This window comes from Rhodobacteraceae bacterium M382 (assembly GCA_025141015.1).
GTDB classification, from domain to species: domain Bacteria; phylum Pseudomonadota; class Alphaproteobacteria; order Rhodobacterales; family Rhodobacteraceae; genus Aliisedimentitalea; species Aliisedimentitalea scapharcae.
This window is the reverse complement of sequence record CP081098.1, coordinates 4,020,943-4,040,543: the sequence shown is the minus strand read 5'-3', so window position 1 is coordinate 4,040,543 and position 19,601 is coordinate 4,020,943. Positions and strand designations below refer to the sequence as shown.

General features: G+C 60.5%; 20 protein-coding genes. 13 read left to right on the top strand and 7 right to left on the bottom strand.

Annotated features, from left to right (window positions below):
- Window positions 1-68: 68 nt before the first annotated feature.
- The 3 genes from leuD to leuC form a co-directional block, all read right to left on the bottom strand.
- Window positions 69-674 (bottom strand): 3-isopropylmalate dehydratase small subunit, encoded by a 606-nt coding sequence (leuD, locus tag K3727_18715; protein ID UWQ90769.1) that lies wholly within the window; start codon window positions 672-674, stop codon window positions 69-71.
- Between the two features lie 151 nt (window positions 675-825).
- On the bottom strand, window positions 826-1,368 hold the full coding sequence (locus K3727_18710; protein UWQ90768.1) for a DUF308 domain-containing protein: 543 nt from the start codon (window positions 1,366-1,368) through the stop codon (window positions 826-828).
- 37 nt (window positions 1,369-1,405) lie between these two features.
- Complete coding sequence (gene leuC, locus K3727_18705; GenBank protein UWQ90767.1) at window positions 1,406-2,812, bottom strand: 3-isopropylmalate dehydratase large subunit; 1,407 nt, start codon at window positions 2,810-2,812, stop codon at window positions 1,406-1,408.
- A gap of 258 nt (window positions 2,813-3,070) precedes the next feature.
- On the opposite strand from leuC, the gene K3727_18700 reads away from it, so the two are divergent.
- The 3 genes from K3727_18700 to rlmH all read left to right on the top strand — a co-directional run bounded on the left by K3727_18700 (window position 3,071) and on the right by rlmH (window position 5,586).
- Entirely contained in the window at window positions 3,071-4,471 is a 1,401-nt protein-coding gene (locus K3727_18700) for a mechanosensitive ion channel (protein UWQ90766.1), read from the top strand.
- A 225-nt stretch (window positions 4,472-4,696) separates the two neighbouring features.
- Window positions 4,697-5,056 (top strand): ribosome silencing factor, encoded by a 360-nt coding sequence (gene rsfS / locus K3727_18695; GenBank protein ID UWQ90765.1) that lies wholly within the window; start codon window positions 4,697-4,699, stop codon window positions 5,054-5,056.
- Window positions 5,057-5,115: 59 nt separating this feature from the next.
- Window positions 5,116-5,586, top strand: coding sequence for a 23S rRNA (pseudouridine(1915)-N(3))-methyltransferase RlmH (rlmH, locus tag K3727_18690; GenBank protein UWQ90764.1), 471 nt, complete (start codon window positions 5,116-5,118; stop codon window positions 5,584-5,586).
- A gap of 123 nt (window positions 5,587-5,709) precedes the next feature.
- On the opposite strand, the gene K3727_18685 is transcribed toward rlmH, so the two are convergent.
- Both K3727_18685 and K3727_18680 read right to left on the bottom strand, forming a co-directional pair.
- Complete coding sequence (locus tag K3727_18685) at window positions 5,710-6,063, bottom strand: hypothetical protein (GenBank protein UWQ90763.1); 354 nt, start codon at window positions 6,061-6,063, stop codon at window positions 5,710-5,712.
- 37 nt (window positions 6,064-6,100) lie between these two features.
- Window positions 6,101-6,811 carry a DUF599 domain-containing protein gene (locus K3727_18680; GenBank protein UWQ90762.1) on the bottom strand — a complete coding sequence of 237 codons (711 nt, stop codon included), beginning with the start codon at window positions 6,809-6,811 and terminating at the stop codon, window positions 6,101-6,103.
- 82 nt (window positions 6,812-6,893) lie between these two features.
- Here K3727_18680 and K3727_18675 point away from each other — a divergent pair, with 82 nt between their 5' ends.
- The 8 genes from K3727_18675 to K3727_18640 all read left to right on the top strand — a co-directional run bounded on the left by K3727_18675 (window position 6,894) and on the right by K3727_18640 (window position 14,294).
- Complete coding sequence (locus K3727_18675; GenBank protein UWQ90761.1) at window positions 6,894-8,342, top strand: FAD-binding protein; 1,449 nt, start codon at window positions 6,894-6,896, stop codon at window positions 8,340-8,342.
- A 59-nt stretch (window positions 8,343-8,401) separates the two neighbouring features.
- The gene (locus K3727_18670) at window positions 8,402-9,523 is read left to right on the top strand and encodes an FAD-binding protein (protein ID UWQ90760.1); all 1,122 of its coding nucleotides are present in this window, start codon (window positions 8,402-8,404) and stop codon (window positions 9,521-9,523) included.
- A 6-nt stretch (window positions 9,524-9,529) separates the two neighbouring features.
- Window positions 9,530-9,880 (top strand): hypothetical protein, encoded by a 351-nt coding sequence (locus tag K3727_18665; GenBank protein ID UWQ90759.1) that lies wholly within the window; start codon window positions 9,530-9,532, stop codon window positions 9,878-9,880.
- 10 nt (window positions 9,881-9,890) lie between these two features.
- Window positions 9,891-11,213, top strand: a complete 1,323-nt coding sequence (glcF, locus tag K3727_18660; GenBank protein UWQ90758.1) for a glycolate oxidase subunit GlcF — start codon at window positions 9,891-9,893, stop codon at window positions 11,211-11,213.
- A gap of 256 nt (window positions 11,214-11,469) precedes the next feature.
- Window positions 11,470-12,216, top strand: a complete 747-nt coding sequence (locus K3727_18655) for a trypsin-like serine protease (GenBank protein UWQ93454.1) — start codon at window positions 11,470-11,472, stop codon at window positions 12,214-12,216.
- Window positions 12,217-12,272: 56 nt separating this feature from the next.
- On the top strand, window positions 12,273-13,088 hold the full coding sequence (locus K3727_18650; GenBank protein ID UWQ93453.1) for a trypsin-like serine protease: 816 nt from the start codon (window positions 12,273-12,275) through the stop codon (window positions 13,086-13,088).
- A gap of 120 nt (window positions 13,089-13,208) precedes the next feature.
- Window positions 13,209-13,673 carry an Hsp20 family protein gene (locus K3727_18645; protein ID UWQ93452.1) on the top strand — a complete coding sequence of 155 codons (465 nt, stop codon included), beginning with the start codon at window positions 13,209-13,211 and terminating at the stop codon, window positions 13,671-13,673.
- 216 nt (window positions 13,674-13,889) lie between these two features.
- On the top strand, window positions 13,890-14,294 hold the full coding sequence (locus tag K3727_18640; GenBank protein UWQ90757.1) for a globin domain protein: 405 nt from the start codon (window positions 13,890-13,892) through the stop codon (window positions 14,292-14,294).
- An 89-nt stretch (window positions 14,295-14,383) separates the two neighbouring features.
- Here K3727_18640 and K3727_18635 read toward each other — a convergent pair whose 3' ends face one another.
- Entirely contained in the window at window positions 14,384-15,856 is a 1,473-nt protein-coding gene (locus tag K3727_18635) for an NAD-dependent succinate-semialdehyde dehydrogenase (GenBank protein UWQ90756.1), read from the bottom strand.
- Window positions 15,857-15,960: 104 nt separating this feature from the next.
- On the opposite strand from K3727_18635, the gene K3727_18630 reads away from it, so the two are divergent.
- On the top strand, window positions 15,961-16,752 hold the full coding sequence (locus tag K3727_18630) for an alpha/beta hydrolase (GenBank protein UWQ90755.1): 792 nt from the start codon (window positions 15,961-15,963) through the stop codon (window positions 16,750-16,752).
- A gap of 153 nt (window positions 16,753-16,905) precedes the next feature.
- On the top strand, window positions 16,906-18,150 hold the full coding sequence (locus K3727_18625) for an aminopeptidase P family protein (protein ID UWQ90754.1): 1,245 nt from the start codon (window positions 16,906-16,908) through the stop codon (window positions 18,148-18,150).
- A gap of 135 nt (window positions 18,151-18,285) precedes the next feature.
- Here the strand turns inward: K3727_18625 and K3727_18620 are convergent, their stop codons facing one another.
- Window positions 18,286-19,407, bottom strand: coding sequence for a serine/threonine protein kinase (locus K3727_18620; GenBank protein UWQ90753.1), 1,122 nt, complete (start codon window positions 19,405-19,407; stop codon window positions 18,286-18,288).
- Window positions 19,408-19,601 lie beyond the last annotated feature (194 nt).

Here is a 19,601-nt window from a genome sequence, read left to right as displayed (position 1 = left end):
GAGGCCCAATACGAAACAGCCGCACCCGGAGGCGCGGCTGTGGTGCCGTTTTTCAACTGGGACGCCTGTCAGGCCCAGGGGCGGGCGGCGGCGGCTTTGGCTTCGAATGTATCGATGGCGTCGGCTTTTTCCATGGTTAGACCGATGTCATCCAGCCCTTCCAGCAAGCAATGCTTTTTGAATGCATCCACGTCAAAGGCAATGACGTCGCCATCCGACGTGGTGATCTCCTGAGTTTCGAGATCCACGGTCATGCGGGCGTTTTCGCCCTTTTCCGCGTCTTTCATCAGCAGGTCGACCTGCTCCTGGGGCAGAACGATGGGCAGAATGCCGTTCTTGAAGCAGTTGTTGAAGAAGATGTCGGCAAAGGAAGTGGAAATCACGCATTTGATGCCAAAATCGGCAATCGCCCAGGGCGCATGTTCGCGCGACGAGCCACAGCCAAAATTGTCACCGGCCACCAGGATTTCGGCCTTGCGGTACTGGGGTTTGTTCAGCACGAAATCAGCGATTTCCGAACCGTCACGGTTATACCGCATCTCGTCGAACAGGTTCACGCCAAAGCCGGTGCGCTGAATGGATTTCAGGAACACTTTGGGGATGATCATGTCGGTGTCGATGTTGACCAGCGGCATGGGGGCCGCGATGCCGTTCAGTTTTTCAAATTTGTCCATTACCAGACTCCTAATTTCGACCCACTAGATGTGGGGGGTACCCCGCAACAGGGCGGGGGGTGATATCCGTGCACCGGACGTGCACCACCCGTGCACCCCCTGATGACGATTTCAGCGGCCCCATGGGTCGGACCAGAGGTCCGGCCCGGGATCAGGCCGCCCTGTTTCCTTTTTCGGCGCTGCGCATGAACAGCGCTGCAAACGTCAGCCCAAAGCCGTTGAACAGCATCTCGATGCCCAAAAGGATCCCAATCAAGCTGAGCAACCATGTGGGGTCTGCTGCTGAATTGGACCAGATGATCCCGGCCAGGATGATGGACAAAACGCCAGAGATCAGCGTCGGCCAGAAAAAGCGTGTTCCACGCATCTGAAACGACAAGATCAGGCGCGCGATCCCGCCTGCCATGAACAGGATCAGAATCAACGTGGCCAAAGAGATGGTGCCCTGAAGCGGGTTTGAGAGGAACGACCACCCCAGGAACAACAGGATTGCCCCCATCAGGATGGAGAGAAATTTGTTCGCCGTGCCGTCGACCGTGAAGCCACCTGCAACCTGAAGGCCGCCGCTGATCAGCAGCAAAAACCCGGTGATCGCCGTGACGGCGACCGAGGCCACAACCGGCGCACCCAGAATGAACACACCAAAGACGATGGACACAAGTCCCAACAAAAGCAGTTTAAGCCAGTCACTCATTTCTCAATTCCTCTCAAAATTCAACTCTGAGCGGAGCTTACAACAGTTCGCGGATGTCCGTTAGCTTTCCGGTAAGTGCCGCTGCGGCAGCCATCGCGGGGCTGACCAGATGGGTGCGACCCTTGTAGCCCTGACGCCCTTCGAAGTTCCGGTTCGAGGTGGCCGCGCAACGTTCGCCTTCGGACAGCTGATCCGGGTTCATCGCCAGACACATGGAACACCCGGCCAGACGCCATTCAAAACCAGCCTCGCGGAAGATGTCGGCCAGACCTTCTTCTTCGGCCTGGGCCCGGACAAGACCCGATCCGGGAACGATCATGGCGCGCATGCCGTCTTTGATTTTCTTGCCTTTGACCACTTCGGCCACGGCGCGGAAATCTTCGATGCGCCCGTTGGTGCAGGACCCAATGAACACGGTGTCGATTTCGATGTCGGTCAGTTTCTGACCCGGTGTCAGGCCCATGTATTCGATGGACCGGCGGGCCGCGTCGATCTTGCCACCTTCAAAGTCTTCGGGGTGGGGGACAACGCCAGTGATCGGCAGGACGTCTTCGGGCGAGGTGCCCCAGGTGACGACCGGCTGGATGTCTTCGCCTTTCAGGGTGACGATCTTGTCGAACGCGGCCCCGTCGTCGGTGTAGAGCGTCTTCCAATACTCCAGCGCCTGTTCCCATGCGCCTGCCTTGGGGGCGTGGGGGCGGCCTTTGACGTATTCGAATGTCGTTTCGTCCGGCGCGATCAGACCCGCGCGGGCACCGCCTTCGATGGCCATGTTGCAGACGGTCATGCGGCCTTCCATGGACAGGTCACGGATTGCCTGGCCACAATATTCGATGACATAGCCGGTGCCGCCCGCGGTGCCGGTTTCACCGATCACGGCCAGGGTGATGTCCTTGGCGGTCACGCCCGGCATCAGTTTGCCGGTGATCTCGACCTTCATGTTTTTGGATTTCTTCTGGATCAGCGTCTGGGTGGCCAGAACATGCTCCACTTCGGAGGTGCCGATGCCATGAGCCAGCGAACCGAAGGCGCCATGGGTGGCGGTGTGGCTGTCGCCGCAGACCACGGTCATGCCGGGCAGGGTCCAGCCCTGTTCGGGGCCAACAATGTGCACGATGCCCTGACGGACGTCAGAGACGGGATAATAATGCACGCCAAATTCCTTGGCGTTGGTGTCCAGCGCCTGAACCTGAATGCGGCTTTCTTCGGTCATCTGTGCGGGGTCATCGCGCCCGGCGGTGGTGGGCACGTTGTGATCCGGCACGGCGATGGTTTTCTCTGGCGCGCGCACCTTGCGACCGGCCATGCGCAGACCTTCGAACGCCTGCGGGCTGGTCACTTCGTGGACCAGGTGGCGGTCGATATACAGCAGGCAGGTGCCGTCTTCGGCTTCGTGCGCGACATGCGCATCCCAGATCTTGTCATAGAGCGTTTTGGGGGACATGGGTCCTCTCCGTTCTGATTTGAATTGGCGGTGTAGCTGCAAAACGGGCGCACGGAATCGCGCGCGGCGCACTTATAGTGCGGCGTTGACGGATTTCGACTGACCAAAAAAGCGCCAGGGCAGAAAGGCGCGGTCATCGATGTCAAAAATGCGTTTCATGTGCGTTCAGATAGCGGGTCAGACTGAGTCTCGCAAGGGAAATGGCTTGTTTTGTCGGATCGGGCCGTGCCACGCTGGCAACAATGAGGCAAGGCACAGATGGCAGAGACCGAAACAACGACATTGGAACAAACCAGCGACCCTGGTGAAGCGGCTGTGCAGATCGTCGAACAGGACACGCAGGACATTGCGCTAAGCCTGTGGGATCAGGGGCTGAATTTCATCACCGGCGTGGCGCGCCCCTGGACGGCCTATCAGGCGCTGATCCTGTTGGGGCTGGTGGTGCTGTCCTTTGTGCTGTCGCGGTATTTTGGTCCGCGGTTCCGCGAGTGGATGCGCACACGCGAAGGGTGGCCCAAGTGGCGTTATCGCTATCTTCTGTTGGTGCAGCGGCGCATGGCGCTGGTGTTCTTTGTGATTCTGATCTGGACCACGGTGTGGGTCATGCGCGAAGTGACCTGGCCCAGCCGGTCGTATTTCCTGGGGATCGCTGCGCAGCTGGCCGCTGCCTGGTTGATAATCGCGCTGATCACGCGTCTGGTCCACAATGGCGCCTTGCGGGCCATATTGCGCTATTGTGGCTGGATCTGGATCACGCTGACGCTGTTGAACCTGACCGAAGAAACCCAACAGTTGCTGAATTCGCTGGCGTTGGAGCTGGGGGAGACCCGGATTTCGATGTGGATGGTGTTGCAGGCTGTGGCGATGTTGGGGGTGACCCTGGCGTTGGCCCGGTTCGTGACCCGGACAATGTCGGCCGGCATCCGGCGCAATCCCGAAATCAGCCCCTCGATGCAGGAACTGGCGATCAAGGTGCTGCAGGTTATCCTGTATGGGGTTGCGTTGGTCATCGGGCTGCGGATTGTCGGATTTGATCTGACCGGGCTGGCCGTGTTGTCGGGGGCCATCGGTGTCGGTCTGGGGTTCGGATTGGCCAAAGTGGTGTCCAATCTGGTGTCCGGCGTCATCATCCTGTTGGACAAGTCGATCAAACCGGGGGACGTGATTTCGCTGGGCGAAACCTTTGGTTGGATCAATTCGCTGGGAGCCCGATATGTCAGCGTGGTGACGCGGGACGGGCGGGAATATCTGATCCCGAACGAGGATCTGATCACCGGGCAGGTGGTGAACTGGTCCCATTCCGACGATTTCGTGCGTCTGGATATCTACTTTGGCACGGCCTATTGCGATGACCCGCATGTGGTGCGCCGTATTGCGGTCGAAGCGACGTCGCGCATAGGCAGGGTGCTGGGCAAACCCAAGGCACCCGTGTGTCACATTGTCGGTTTCGGCGACAGTTCGGTGGACTATATCCTGCGGTTCTGGATCGAGGATCCGACCGGAGGGCTGACCAATATTCGGGGCGCGGTGTATCTGGCGCTGTGGGATGCGTTCAAGGAAAACGGAATCTCGATCCCCTTCCCACAGCGCGAAGTGCGTGTTCTGGGGTCGGGCGCGGCGTCCCCGGCGGTTTTGCAGGCAGGCGACCCGGAGATGTGACTTTCCTGGCGAGACGTCATTTTTCGCTTTTACAGACTGTGCAGATCAGGCACATAGTCACGTCGATTCGACCCTGGGTCCTGCCGCATACGTTGAAAATAGGATCAGGGGTTGTTACCTTTGAATTACCCCAGGCGCCGGGGGCGGACGGCGCGCTAGAAGGAGGACTTTGTCCTGTCATCCCATCCTGAGGCATCTGCCTCTGCCGAGACACAGACGGTCGTGATGACGGCCGACTCTCTGCCCACCAGCGACGCGTTGCTGGCGCGTGTTCTTTCCTCGCTTGACGACGACAAGGCCGAAGATGTCGTGCAGATCGATCTGCGCGGCAAGACAGCTATTGGCGATCATATGGTGATTGCGTCAGGTCGGTCGACCCGCCAGGTGTCGGCCATGTCCGAAAAGCTGGTTGATCGGCTCAAGCGTGAGTTCGGTTTCACCGCCAAGATCGAAGGCAAGAACACCGGTGATTGGGTGTTGATCGATACCGGCGACGTGATCGTTCACATCTTTCGTCCCGAAGTGCGCGAGTTTTATCAGCTGGAAAAAATGTGGTTGCCGACAGACGGGTCCGAAACCAGCTGAGCAACCACGTCTGATGCCAATCGGACCGCGCCCGGCGCGGTCCAGCGACCGAGGCCACGATGCGTGTGCACATTTGTGCCGTTGGCCGCCTGCGGGCCGGCCCGGAAAAATCCCTGATTGACGATTACCTGACCCGGTTTGACCGGACGGGCCGCGCGTTGGGGTTGGGGCCTGCGCGGGTGGTCGAAGTCGAGGACAAGAAAAACGCCGGTCAGGGTGCCGAAGCTGATTTGCTGCGCAAGGCGCTGCCCAAGGGGGCGGTCATTTGCACGCTGGACGAGCGGGGCAAGGTGCTGACATCGCCGGAATTTGCCAACAAGCTGGGGCGCTGGCGCGACAGTGGGCGTCAGGATCTGGCGTTGATCATTGGCGGTGCGGACGGGATTGACCCGTCGCTGCGGGCCCAGGCGGACGCGTCCATATCCTTTGGCAAGATGGTCTGGCCGCACATGTTGGTGCGGGTGATGCTGTCGGAACAAATCTATCGCGCGGCGACCATTCTGGCCGGGAGCCCCTATCACAGGGCCTGACGGACCACAGCCGCGGATCAGGGTCACAGGTCAGGGCCACGGATCAGGGTCACGGAACACCAAAAAGACCACGGATCACAAACCACAGCCACGGGTCGGAACCCACAGGCCGGGAAACCGGTCTCAGGGCAGTGTGACCGTCACCGTCTGGGCCCCCCAGCCATCGACGATGCACCGGGCCTGGATCTGGACCTGGGTGGTGCCATTGGGGATCCGAACCCCGGACAGGGATCGGGTAAAGGGCTGTTCGTGTTCATGCGGATGGGCCAGCACCCGAAGACCCAGCTCTGTGCCCTGCATGTCCAGCACCCGCCATCCGTCGGCATAGTGATCCCACCCTGTATCGGGGTGGCTGAGGGTGACATCAAATCGCCAGTCCGAGCCGGTCTGTGTGGCGGTCACACGTTCGATCACAGGCGAATCGGCAAGGGCGGGGGATGCTGCTGCGAGGCAGATCAGGAACGGGGCATATCTCATGGCCGGGATCCTAATGCGATTTGGATCGGTCGGGGAATCACGATGCCGTGTCGGGTGGCACCTTGAGCAATGTGGTGCGGGATTGGGACGCAAATTCGCGTCGGTACAGCATGGCAATCGTGAGCAGAGTGGCGATGATCAAGGGCACAGCCCCTGCAAGCCAGGCGACAGCCGCCAGTGCAAAATAGGTGGCCCGCATCCCGCGGGTAAAGCTGCGCGATGCCGTGTTGCACAGGTCGGCGGCCTGATCGGCGCGCGGATAGGTGAGCGGTTCCTCCGGTTCATTCGGCACCGCCGCCATCATCACCGAACTGTAGCCGAACAGGCGATGCGCCCACAGGTATTTGAGAAAGGCATTGGACAGGAACAGAAGCACCACCAGAATCTTGATTTCCCAGACAAACGTCGGGACATGTTCGAGCGTCAGATCGCTGGCGACCGATTCCAGAGGTTCAAGATTGCCGATCAGCGCCAGTCCGCCGCCGATGGCGATCATGACGGCAGAGGCCAGAAAGGTCGTTCCCTGGCGAAAGCTGCCGATCAGTTGGGCATCGAACATGCGCGGCTGGCGCGTGACCATCTGCTTCATCCAGTCGTGGCGGAATTCGGCCATGATCAACGAAACAGAGGGTTTGTGGGCCGGGGGATGTTCGATGCGCCACCCGATCCAGAACCAGCCAACCACCAGGAGCGACAAGGCACCATAGTCATAGGGCGAGAAGCTGTTCAGGCGGTCGATCCAAATCATGGGGGGAGCTTAGCGGCTTGGAAAAGAACTTGCCAGATGGGATGAATTGGTAATATGATTTTACCAAATCTGGAGATCGCCGATGGACATGCCCACCCCCAACCCCGCCATTCTGGCGCGCAAGCCCGCTTTGGTCGCGCGATTGGCCCGTGTTCTGTCAGATGATGCGATCATCACCGATGAGATCGAAACCCGCGCCTATGAATGTGACGCGCTGACCGCCTATCGCTGTCCGCCTTTGCTGGCGGTGCTGCCGTCAACGACACAGCAGGTTTCGGACGTGTTGCGGATCTGCCACGACGAAGGCGTGCCGGTTGTGCCGCGCGGATCGGGCACGTCGCTGGCCGGGGGGGCGTTGCCCACGGCGGACAGCGTGATCCTGGGCGTGGCGCGGATGAACCAGGTGTTGGAGACGGACTACGACAACCGGATCATCCGAGTGCAGTCGGGGCGCACCAATCTGAGCGTCTCGGGGGCGGTGGAAGAGGAGGCGTTTTTCTACGCGCCGGACCCGTCTTCGCAGCTCGCCTGTGCCATTGCGGGCAATATCGCAATGAACTCCGGCGGGGCCCATTGTCTGAAATACGGCGTGACCACGAACAACCTGTTGGGGGTGACCATGGTGATGATGGATGGCACCATTGTCGATATCGGTGGGGCGCATCTGGACGCAGGTGGTCTGGATCTGTTGGGGGTGATCTGCGGCAGCGAAGGGCAGTTGGGCGTCGTGACCGAAGCCACCCTGCGGATCCTGCGCAAACCCGAAGGCGCGCGTCCGGTGCTGATGGGGTTCGACAGCAACGAGGTCGCCGGGGCCTGTGTGTCCGATATCATCAAGTCCGGGATCCTGCCTGTGGCGATCGAATTCATGGATCGGCCCTGCATTCGCGCCTGCGAAGCCTTTGCCAAGGCCGGCTATCCCGATTGCGAGGCGCTGTTGATTGTCGAGGTCGAGGGCAGTCCCGGGGAAATCGAATGGCAGTTGCAGCAGATCACCGAGATTGCCCGGCGTCACAATCCGGTCGCGCTGCGCGAAGCCCGCGATGCAGAGGAAGCCGGACGGATTTGGCTGGGCCGGAAATCCGCCTTTGGGGCCATGGGGCAGATCAACGATTATATGTGTCTGGACGGCACCATCCCGGTGTCTTCCTTGCCCTATGTGCTGCGTCGGATCGGCGAGATGTCCCGCGACTTTGGTCTGGATGTGGCCAATGTGTTCCACGCAGGGGACGGCAATATGCATCCGCTGATCCTGTTTGATGCCAATAAACCCGGCGATCTGGAAACCTGCGAGGCCTTTGGGGCCGAGATCCTGAAGCTGTGCGTTGAAGCCGGGGGGTGTTTGACGGGGGAACATGGGGTCGGTGTTGAGAAACGCGATCTGATGCTGCACCAATATGATCCGGTGGATCTGGAGGCGCAGCTGATGGTGAAGGACGTGTTTGATCCCAAATGGTTGCTGAACCCGGCCAAGGTGTTTCCCCTGTCCGTGACCAAAAACCGGCGCGATGTGCCGGTTGCCGCAGAATAAGAGGGGGCGCTGCCCCCGTCGCCTTTGGCGACTCCCCCGGAGTTTTGGAGCGAGATGAAATGAGCAGACCCGAGAGTGAGGCCGAGCTGGCCGAAAGGGTGGCCGCGGCGCGCGGGCCGCTGTGGATTCAGGGGGGAGGAACCCGGGGCCTGTCTGTATCCGGTGATCTTCTGTCTGTGTCAGGGTTGAGCGGGGTCGCGCTGTATGAACCCGGTGCATTGACGTTGGTGGCGCGGGCCGGGACGCCTGTGGCCGAGATCGAGACCCTGCTGGCCGGTGAAAACCAGAGGCTGGCGTTCGAGCCGATGGATCATCGGGGCCTGATGGGAACGACGGGAGAGCCCACGATCGGCGGTGTTTTTGCCGCCAATACATCCGGGCCACGGCGGGTCCAGTCGGGCGCGGCCCGGGATCATCTGTTGGGGGTGCGCTTTGTCGATGGGGCCGGGCAGGTGGTCAAGAACGGCGGCCGGGTGATGAAGAATGTGACCGGATATGATCTGGTCAAACTGATGGCCGGAGCGCATGGCACGTTGGGAGTTCTCAGCGAAGTGTCGCTGAAGGTTTTGCCGCGCGCACAATGCAGCGGCACATTGGTCTGGTCCGGGTTGGATTTTCAGGCGTCGCTGCGGGTGTTCTGTGCGGCCCTGAAATCGCCGTTTGACGTGACCGGCGCGGCGCGGCTGCCGCAGCAGGGCGAGAGCCCCGCGCGCACGTTGATCCGGGTCGAAGGGTTCGAGGCGTCGGTCGAATATCGGATGCAGGAGTTGTGCCAGTTGTTCGCGGACCAGAAGCCCGATGATCTGCTGTTGGGCGGGCCGGACACTGATCGGCTGTGGCGGGCGGTTCGCGATGTCGCCCCCTTTCACGGGCGGGCCGGGTCGGTGTGGAAAACGTCGGTCAAACCCACGGATATGACACGGGTCACCGCCTGTGCGGACTATGAACATGTGATCGACTGGGGGGGCGGGTTGATCTGGACATTGGCGCCGCCGGGCGTTGATCTGCGGTCGCAGTTGGCGGGGGTGGACGGGCATGTGACCCTGATCCGGGCTCCACAAGATGATCTGTTGAAATTTGGGCGGTTCCATCCCCAGCCCCCGGTATTGTCAACGCTTGCCGGGGATTTGCGGAAGCGGTTTGACCCGCGGGGAATTTTGAATCCAGGGGTGATGGGATAGCGCGATATGGATCTTTTGTTGTTTTTCCTTCCGGGGCCGGTTGTGTTCGTCGTCATGGCGTTTTTCCCAAAGTCCAGAGGTCTGGGGGTTGGGGCGGTGCTGGCGGCCTTTGGGGTTGTTGCGCTGCACGAGTCGTTGCCGGCGATCATCGGGTCTGATGCCGCGGGCAACGGTATGGCCAGCGGATTTCGGGCCATCGGGTTCTATTCCCTGGCGTCGGGATTGTTGTTTGCGGGCGGTTACATGCTGATCCACCGGCAATGGCGTCTGGATGACCGCCCATGGGTGGTGCGCGGGCTGGTCTTTGTCGCGGGCCTGATCGGGGCTGCGGCGTTTTTTCTTTTGTTGGTCGGGTAAGGCACAGGTCATGCAGACACATTTCACCCCCGAACAATTGACGGACCCGGGCACACAAAGAGCCAACGACATCCTGCGCTCTTGTGTGCATTGCGGGTTCTGTACGGCGACCTGCCCGACGTATCAGGTGCTGGGCGACGAATTGGACAGCCCGCGTGGGCGGATCTACCTGATCAAGGATATGCTGGAGAACAACCGGGTACCGGATGAAAAGACGGTCAAACACATAGACCGGTGCCTGAGTTGCCTGGCCTGCATGACCACCTGTCCGTCGGGCGTGCATTACATGCATCTGATTGATCATGCGCGGGCCTATGTGCAACAGCATTACAAACGTCCGCTGACGGACCGGGCCCTGCGGTGGGTCCTGTCGCAGGTTCTGCCCTATCCGCGGCGGTTCCGGCTGGCCTTGCTGGGGGCAAAGCTGGCCCGGCCGTTCCGGGCCTGGGTGCCCGATGCGCGGGTGCGGGCCATGCTGGATATGGCACCGCGCCAGATCCCGCCGGTCAGCCGCAATGACGATCCCCAGAGCTTTGCCCCCGACGCGCCCCGGCGGATGCGGGTGGCTCTGATGACCGGGTGTGCGCAAAAGGCGCTGAATACCGATATCAACGATGCCACGATCCGGCTGTTGACCCGGTTGGGGTGCGAAGTCGTGGTGGCCGATGGGGCCGGGTGCTGTGGGGCGCTGACCCACCACATGGGACGCGAGGACGACAGCCACGCCGCCGCGGCGCGCAATATTCGCGCCTGGATGCGCGAGATCCAGGGGCAGGGGTTGGATGCCATTGTCATCAATACTTCCGGGTGTGGCACCACGATCAAGGACTACGGGCACATGTTCCGCAATGATCCGCTGGCCGCTGACGCGGAGCAGGTGTCCAAGCTGGCCATGGATGTCAGCGAAGTTCTGATGACGTTGGACCTGCCCGAAGGGGCGCAAAAGGAGATGACCGTCGCCTATCACGCCGCCTGTTCCCTGCAACACGGCCAACAGGTCAAATCGCACCCCAAGACCCTGTTGAAGCGGGTCGGGTTCAGGGTTGTCGAACCGGCGGATGCGCATCTGTGCTGTGGATCTGCCGGGACCTATAATTTGATGCAGCCGGACATTTCGGGGCAGCTCAAGGCGCGCAAGATCACGGCTTTGGAGGCGAAACAGCCCGATGTGATCGCGGCCGGAAACATTGGGTGCATGATGCAGATCGGGTCTGGTACGGCGCATCCCGTCGTCCATACCGTTGAATTGCTGGATTGGGCGACGGGGGGACCGCGCCCGGGTGCTCTTGATCCGGTGCGCCAACAGGAAACCGCGATTCCAGTCTTGCGCTGACCGGACCCAGACCGCCCGCATCGCCGCAGGCGATGCCACGCCCAACGGGTGATCTGCCCGGCAGGGCAGGGTCACCGGGCGGGAGCCCACCGTGTCGGGCACCGCAATACCCGCAGTTTGCCGCAATTTCGCCCCATCGGCTTCCTAGAAAATCCAAAAGGTTGAACAGGAGAACCCGGTGCGGCGCTGGATATTGAACATTTTGGTCTCTTTGCTGCCGCTGGCCGCGCAGGCTCAGGACACGCGGTTGCACCGCATGGACACCACCGATGCGGGGCGCCAGTGGGAGGCCGTCGGGCGCCTGGATGTGAATGGAACCGGGTTTTGCACCGGGGCATTGATCGCGCCGGATCTGGTGCTGACTGCAGCGCATTGCCTGTATGACCGGATCAGCAAACGCAGGATCAAACCCGCGGACATGGAATTTCTCGCCGGATGGCGCAATGGGCGGGCGTCGGCCTATCGAGGCGTGCGCCGTGCCGTTGCCCACCCGGATTATATCTATGACGGCGAAGTTTCGTCCGAAAGGGTCCGCAATGATGTGGCTCTGTTGCAGTTGCAACATCCGATCCGCAATACCACCATTCAGCCCTTTACCACCGCCGGTCGGCCCAGCCGGGGGGATCAGGTCGGTGTGGTGTCTTATGCTCAGGACCGCTCCGAAGCGCCGTCTTTGCAGGAAGTCTGTGGGGTCATGGCCCGCCAGGAAGGCGTGTTGGTGATGTCCTGTGATGTGGATTTCGGGTCATCCGGGGCCCCGATTTTTTCGTTTGATGACGGCACCGCCCGGATTGTCTCGGTCGTGTCGGCCAAGGCAGAGATCCAGGGGCAACGTGTGGCTTTGGGGTCGGCTCTGGAAGAGGCGCTGACGCTGCTGCAGGCCGAATTGCTGTCCAAAGGGGCCTATGGTCAGGCCAAGGTCCCACCGGGAGCCGGGAATGTTGTGGTGGGTCATCTGCGCAACAACACAAGCGCAAAATTCATCCGGCCAACCCAGCCATGACAGGTTCAGCCATGACAGGTTCAGCCATGACAGGTCCAGCCATGACAGGCCCGGCCATGAAACGTCTGGCTGCGGTTCTGGTGTTGGTTCTTGTTGCGCCCCTTGTGGCAGCAGACACGACGGGTCTGCGTCGTCTGTCTGATCGGGACGATCTGCTGGGCTGGGAGGCCGTCGGGCGGTTGGATCTGGCGGGCAAGGGGTTTTGCACGGCGACCTTGATCGCGCCCGAGCTGGTGCTGACGGCGGCCCATTGTGTGTACAGCAAACAGACCAACAGGTTGTTGGAGGCCGATCAGGTCACCTTTCGCGCCGGTTTGCGCGAGGGCCAATCCATAGCGGACCGCCAGGCCTTGCAGATTGCCGCCCACAGTGGATTTGCGCCGGGTGCCCCGATGACATGGGCAAATGTCCGTCATGACGTGGCGCTGATCCGGCTGGCGCGCCCGATCACCAGCGCCCAGGCCGACCCGTTCATTCTGCACGATGGAGCAACACAGGGGGCTGCGGTCAGCGTGACCTCTTATGGCATGGGGCGCGCAGAGGCGTTGTCGCGCCAGCGACAGTGCCAGATCCTGGCCGCCCGCGACGAGCTGATGATGTTTGACTGTGACGTGACCTATGGCTCGTCCGGGGCACCTGTGTTTGCGCGTGTCGGGGCGCGTGGGCGCATTTTGTCCGTCATTTCCGGGATGGCGCAGGTCGAGGGCAAAAAAGTTGCGCTGGGCATGGCGCTCCCGGCCCGTGTTGCCGAGCTCAAGTCCATGCTGAGGCGGGCACCGGCCGCCGTGCCCGACCGCCGTGTCAAACGTCTGGGGGTTGGGTCGGGGCGCAATTCGACCGGTGCCAAATTCATTCGTGCGGACGGTTCTTGAAACCGGGCTGTTGCTGATTATCTGAAGGATACCGGATCGCCTGTGACAGGGGTTCGGATCCAGACTTGCCCGTCCGTTGCGGAGGGCAGCACTTAATCGCTCTGAATGAGGATGAACATGATGCGTAGTTTTGATTTTGCCCCGTTGCACCGGGCATCTATTGGCTTTGACCAGATCGCTGACCTGATGGATCGAACGCTGAGCGCGGATACACGACAGCCCAGCTATCCCCCTTATAATATTGAAAAAACCGCTGCTGATGCCTATCGGATTTCGATTGCGGTCGCCGGGTTTGGCGAAGAGGATCTGTCGGTCGAGGTCAAGGAAAACGCCCTGGTCGTCGCCGCGCGCAAATCCGATGAAGACACCGACCGGAGCTATTTGCACCGCGGGATTGCGACCCGCGCCTTTGAGCGCCGGTTTACGTTGGCCGATCATGTGCGTGTCACCGGTGCCAGCCATGAAAACGGCATGTTGCACATCGACCTGCAGCGCGAAGTGCCCGAAGCATTGAAGCCGCGCCGGATCGCGATTTCATCAGCCAAGGAAACATCAGATGTCGTTGATGCCAAGGCGGTGAACTGACAGGTTTGCCCCTGCCCATGTCGGATGGGCGCACCATCCGACATGACGATCAAACACCCCCCGCAGCCGGTTGTCGCCTGCGGGGTTTTTTGTTGCGCGCGCGGGTTTGAATGTCGCGCCATCCGGGGCGAAGTTAAATGAATGGTAAGGTGGATTTGCGATACAGGTGGTCCATGACGCAGTGAATAACCTGCGCATTTTACGAGGTTTATCGCAATGGATGTCCCCAGTATCCAACTGGTCCAAAACAGTTTTTCAAAGGCGTTTGCGCGCAAGGCCGAATTGGCTGACCGGTTTTATCATCACCTGTTTCAGGGCGTACCCGAGGCACGGGGGTTGTTTCAAAAGGATTTTTTTCATCAAAAAGAAATGTTCACGACAATGCTGACGTCGACGGTTCGCAGCATGTCCGACCAGAAAAGTTTTGCTGATCTGGGCGACCGGCTGGCCGTGAGCCATGCCCGTTTTGGCGTGGCACCCGCGCAATATCATGCGGCCGCCAACGCGTTGATTGCGGCGTTGCGAGACACGTTGGGGGATGATTTGACGCGCGAGGAAGAAGCCGCCTGGACGCAGGCCATAGATACATTGACATCACAAATGGCAGGTCCAGGGGCCTGATGCAGATCGGCCAGGCAGGCATGATGTCTGCCTGGCCCTGAGGGTCTGGCCCGACCCCGATGGGTGGCGTCGGGCCAAAGGTCCGGGATTTAGACCGCCATGCAGATGTATTTCATTTCCAGGTAGTCTTCGATGCCGTGATGGCTGCCTTCGCGGCCCAAGCCGGATTGTTTGACACCGCCGAACGGGGCGACTTCGGTCGAGATGATGCCGGTGTTCACCCCCACGATCCCATATTCCAGCGCTTCGGCCACCTTGTACACGCGGCTCAGGTCCTTGGCATAGAAATAGGACGCCAGGCCAAAGATCGTGTCATTGGCCATGGCAATGACCTCGTCTTCGTTCTCGAATTTGAACAGCGGCGCCAACGGGCCAAAGGTTTCGTCCGTGGCAAATGCCATGTCCTGGGTCGCGCCGGTGATGATGGTCGGCTGAAAGAAAGTGCCGCCCAGTTCGGACGGGGTGCCGCCCAGGATGACGTTGCCGCCCTTGGCCGTGGCGTCGGCGATGTGCTCTTGCACTTTTTCCACCGCTTCCGCGTTGATCAATGGTCCAAAATGGATGCCGTCGTTCAGGCCGTCGCCCACATTCATCTTTTCGACTGCGGCCCGCAGTTTTTCGGCAAAGGCATCATAGACACCGGCCTGGACGTAGATCCGGTTGGCACAGACGCAGGTTTGACCGTTGTTGCGGAATTTGCACAGGATGGCGCCTTCGACGGCGGCGTCCAGATCGGCGTCGTCAAATACGATGAATGGCGCGTTGCCGCCCAATTCCATCGAACATTTCATCACGGTGTCGGCGGCCTGGCGCATCAGGATGCGGCCCACTTCGGTCGAGCCGGTAAAGGTCAGCTTGCGCACCGCGTCATTTTCACAGAATTCCTGCCCAATGTCGCTGGCCCGCGACGAGGGCACCACATTGAACACGCCGGCGGGAATGCCGGCGCGGTCTGCCAGAACCGCCAGCACGATGGCCGACAGCGGGGTTTCCGCAGCAGGGCGCGCAACAAAGGCACAGCCCGCGGCCAGCGCCGGACCCGCCTTGCGCGTGATCATGGCATTGGGGAAATTCCAGGGAGTGATGGATGCCGCCACACCGATGGGTTGTTTCAGCACGGTGATGCGTTTGTCGCGCTGGTGGCCCGGAATGGTTTCGCCATAGATCCGTTTGGCTTCTTCGCCAAAGAATTCGATGAAGGAGGCCCCATAGCCGATCTCACCCTTGGCCTCGGCCAGTGGTTTGCCCATTTCGGCGGTCAGGATAATGCCCAGGTCGTCCTGGTTTTCCATCATCAGGTCGAACCATTTGCGCATCACGTTGGCGCGCTCTTTTCCGGTCCATTTCGCCCATTCCTTTTGGGCGGTGTCTGCCTGGGCAATGGCTCCGGCCACCTGGGCGCGCGACACATCGGCAACCTGGGCAATCACGTCGCCACGGGCCGGGTTGGTCACGTCAAATGTGCCCTGACCGTCCACGAACTGGCCGCCGATATAGGCGCGCGTTTCCAGCAGGCTGGGGTCTTTCAAAAGCGATTTCAGATCGGTTGTTGCGTCAAGCATGGGGTCCTCCCGGAATTGGTCTCGCGAATGCAAAGCATTTGGCGTTAGTGTTGTCCAGTACGACCTATGAGTCCAGAATAATTTAACGTGTTAAGGAGATTCGCATGGACCTGAGCGATGCCTATGCCAATGGAGCCTATATCCCCGAAGCGGCCAGTTATCCGCCGCGCTGGGCAGCCGAGGCAGCAGCGTTTCGCGACCAGTTGGGGGCGCGTGCCAGGCTGGATATTCCGTATGGTGCAGGGGAGCGGCATCGGTTTGACCTGTTCCTGCCCGAAGGCCCGCCAAAAGGCGTTTTCATCTTTGTGCACGGTGGCTATTGGATGGCGTTCGACAAATCGTCGTGGTCGCATCTGGCCGCTGGGATGCTGGCGCATGGCTGGGCGGTGGCGATGCCGTCCTATGATTTGTGCCCGGACGTTCGGATCGGTGACATCACCCGGCAGATTGCCCAAGCCGTGCGCAGGATTGCCCAGGAGATCGCAGGCCCGATAACTCTGGCCGGTCATTCCGCCGGGGGGCATCTGGTGGCGCGTATTCTGGATCCATCCATCTTGGACGCAGAGGTGGGTCAGCGGATCCAGATGGACATGCCGATTTCACCCCTGTCCGACCTGCGCCCATTGATCCAGACAGGCATGAACGAGAAATTCCTGATGGACGCGGCCGAAGCCCAGGCCGAAAGCCCGGTGGAAATGACCGACCGGCACGGCGCCCGCGTGGTGGTTTGGGTCGGCGGTGACGAACGCCCGGCGTTTCTGGATCAGGCGCGTTGGTTGGCCGAATCCTGGGGGGTGGGGCATGTCGTGGCCCAGGGAAAGCACCATTTCGATGTGATCGACCCGCTGGCAGATGCTGAAAGCGACATTGTGCGGACGCTTTTGGGCGAAATCTGAAATCCGGGATAGACCCGCGCAAAAAAAGCTTGCCCGAACGCGCGTTTCGACCGATGTTCCGGGCAGGCCCGGGCGATGGCGTCGCCCTGTTACGGCCCATATCCAAACAGTCCTGAACGCCGGGACCTTTCTTTTTTCGAAGGAGGGTCACTAATGACTGCTATTCCTCGCTACCAAGATCTCAATGCTGCGGCTGCGCGCCCGGATTTTTACCGTTTTCACAACGGTGAAAAGGCTCCTTTGCAGTTTTCCCAAGACGAATATGGTGCCCGCGTTGCGGGTCTGCGCAAGATCATGATCGACCAGGGTGTCGATGCTGCGGTCTTTTCGTCGATGCACAATATCTCGTATTATTCGGGCTTTACCTATTGTGCCTTTGGCCGTCCCTATGCGCTGGTCGTGACGGACACGGCCTGTGTCACCATTTCGGCCGGGATTGATGCGGGCCAGCCGTGGCGCCGCTGTTATGGCGACAACATCACCTATACAGATTGGCAGCGCGACAACTATTGGCGTGCGATCGAAAGCGTGGCCGGTTCGGGCCGGGTGATCGGCTATGAAAGCGACCATCTGAGCCTGATGCAAAAGGCCAAGCTGGATGCGTTCCTGAACCCGTCAAACACCGTCGATCTGTATGCGCCGACCATGGTGCAGCGGATGCATAAATCCGCAGCCGAGATCGACATGATCCGGGCGGGTGCTGCGGTGGCCGATGTCGGCGGGTTTGCAATCCGTGATGCGGTCAAGGAAGGCGTGCGCGAGATCGACGTCGCCATGGCGGGGCGCGACGCGATGGAGCTGGAGATTGCCCGGCGTTTCCCGGATGCGGAATACCGCGACAGCTGGGTCTGGTTCCAGTCGGGTCTGAACACCGATGGGGCGCATAACCCGGTCACAGGTCGGGTTCTGGAACGCGGTGACATCCTGTCGCTGAACACGTTCCCGATGATTTCCGGCTATTACACCGCGCTGGAACGCACGATGTTCGTCAAAGAGGTGGATGCGGAGTCGCTGCGCTATTGGGAGGCCAATGTCGGGGCCCATGAATACGGCATGTCGCTGCTGAAACCTGGGGCGTCCTGCGCCGAGATCACCCACAAGATCAACGACTTCTTCGCCGAGCGCGACATGTTGCAGTATCGCACATTCGGCTATGGTCATTCGTTCGGTGTGCTGTCGCACTATTACGGGCGCGAAGCCGGTTTGGAACTGCGCGAGGACATCGACACGGTTCTGGAGCCGGGCATGGTGATTTCGATGGAGCCGATGCTGACCATCGCAGATGGCAAGCCCGGTGCCGGTGGCTATCGGGAACACGATATCCTGGTGATCACCGAAGACGGCAACGAAAACATCACCAAATACCCCTACGGCCCGGACTTTAACGTGGTCGGCTGACCACAGGACCAAGGGTTTTAAGTAAAACCCTTGGCCAAGAAAATTTTAATTTTCTTGGGTCCGCCTGTTGTTGGTGTTGCGCACAAAAAAAGCCGCATCCAGGGATGCGGCTTTTCCAGTCTTTGACCCGGGCCGTTACTGGTTCGGGAAGTAATCTTCGCAGTCGCCATCGCGATAGACATCCGCGGTGCAGCAGTGCAGACCACCGCCAAACGCATAGGCGTCACGCAGCTCGACCTCGACGACCTCCATGCCCAGTTTGTCCATCTGTTCGGCCTGATAGACTTCGGATTTTTCGACACAGACGGTTTTGGGATCCAGCACCAACACGTTCATCGACAGCCAGGTTGACGAATAGCACAGCGGCGGTGGCGTGTTGTGGGCGGGCTGGGCGGCATCGACGATGTCCCAGCCGTTCTTGTTGAACATCTCGCGCTGGTCTTCGGGCAGGCGACGCTGGGGGTTGTTGACGATCAGACCGGGGCGCAGCGGCGTGAATGTCGCGTCGATGTGGATCGGGTAGGGGTCACCGGGGAAGTTCACCGTGTGCACACGGTGGTCGGGGAAGTGACGGCGCAGCCATTCGATCCCTTTGAGGTTGGTGGTAAAGCCGTGCTGCACCACCAGGTCCTTGCCGAACCGCAGCACGTCGGCGGCGTCGAACAGGGGTTCTTCTTCGGTGGTGACAAAGAATTTTTCGGCGGCCCATTCCAGGCGTTTGGCGTCACCGATTTTTTCGCTCAGATAATCGGGGTGGTAATCCGCATCCGTCAGGCGCGGTTTTGGCGCGGCTTCGTGACGGAACCGGGGATCTTCCTCCCAATATTGCTTCAGCAGGGGACGATAGTTCAGGTATTCGAACCACCGGCAGCGATAGGACATCGTTGCTTCCAGCATTTCGCGGCCCACGGTTAGCAACACGTCGCGCGGCGGCATACAGCCGAATTGGCTGTCGGTGTGAAAGTCGGGGGTGGTCACCGGCTGGGCGTGGTCAATGGAGACCGGGCGGTCGACCTTGATGTCGCGCTTGCGCAGCTGATCGGCGAAATTGTCCAGCAATTCGTTGGCCCGATCGATGGTTTCCTGCGGGCGGCGGCCCCATTGACCACGCATGTCGCTGTCTTCGGGGACTTTGGCGTCCAGTGCGGGTTCTTCGGGCGGGATGTGGCAATCATCGGCGCGGCCCACAATCACGTGGCGCAGCGTGTCCCATTCATTCCAGCTTTTGACTTCGGTTTTGTCCGGCGACCAGGCCATGGAGCGCCTCCTGTATTGGGGGAGACGAAAGGCGGGGCCCTCAATCTCCCGATTGAAAGTCCCGGCGTACAGGAGCGTGGGGGCGGGCAAGAGTCGTGCTCTTTGGCGACGCCATCGCCTGTGAGCCCGCACAGGATATAGCACCGTCACCGCGCACGGGGAAGACGATTCCGCGGCCTGAGCGTGCCGCATTC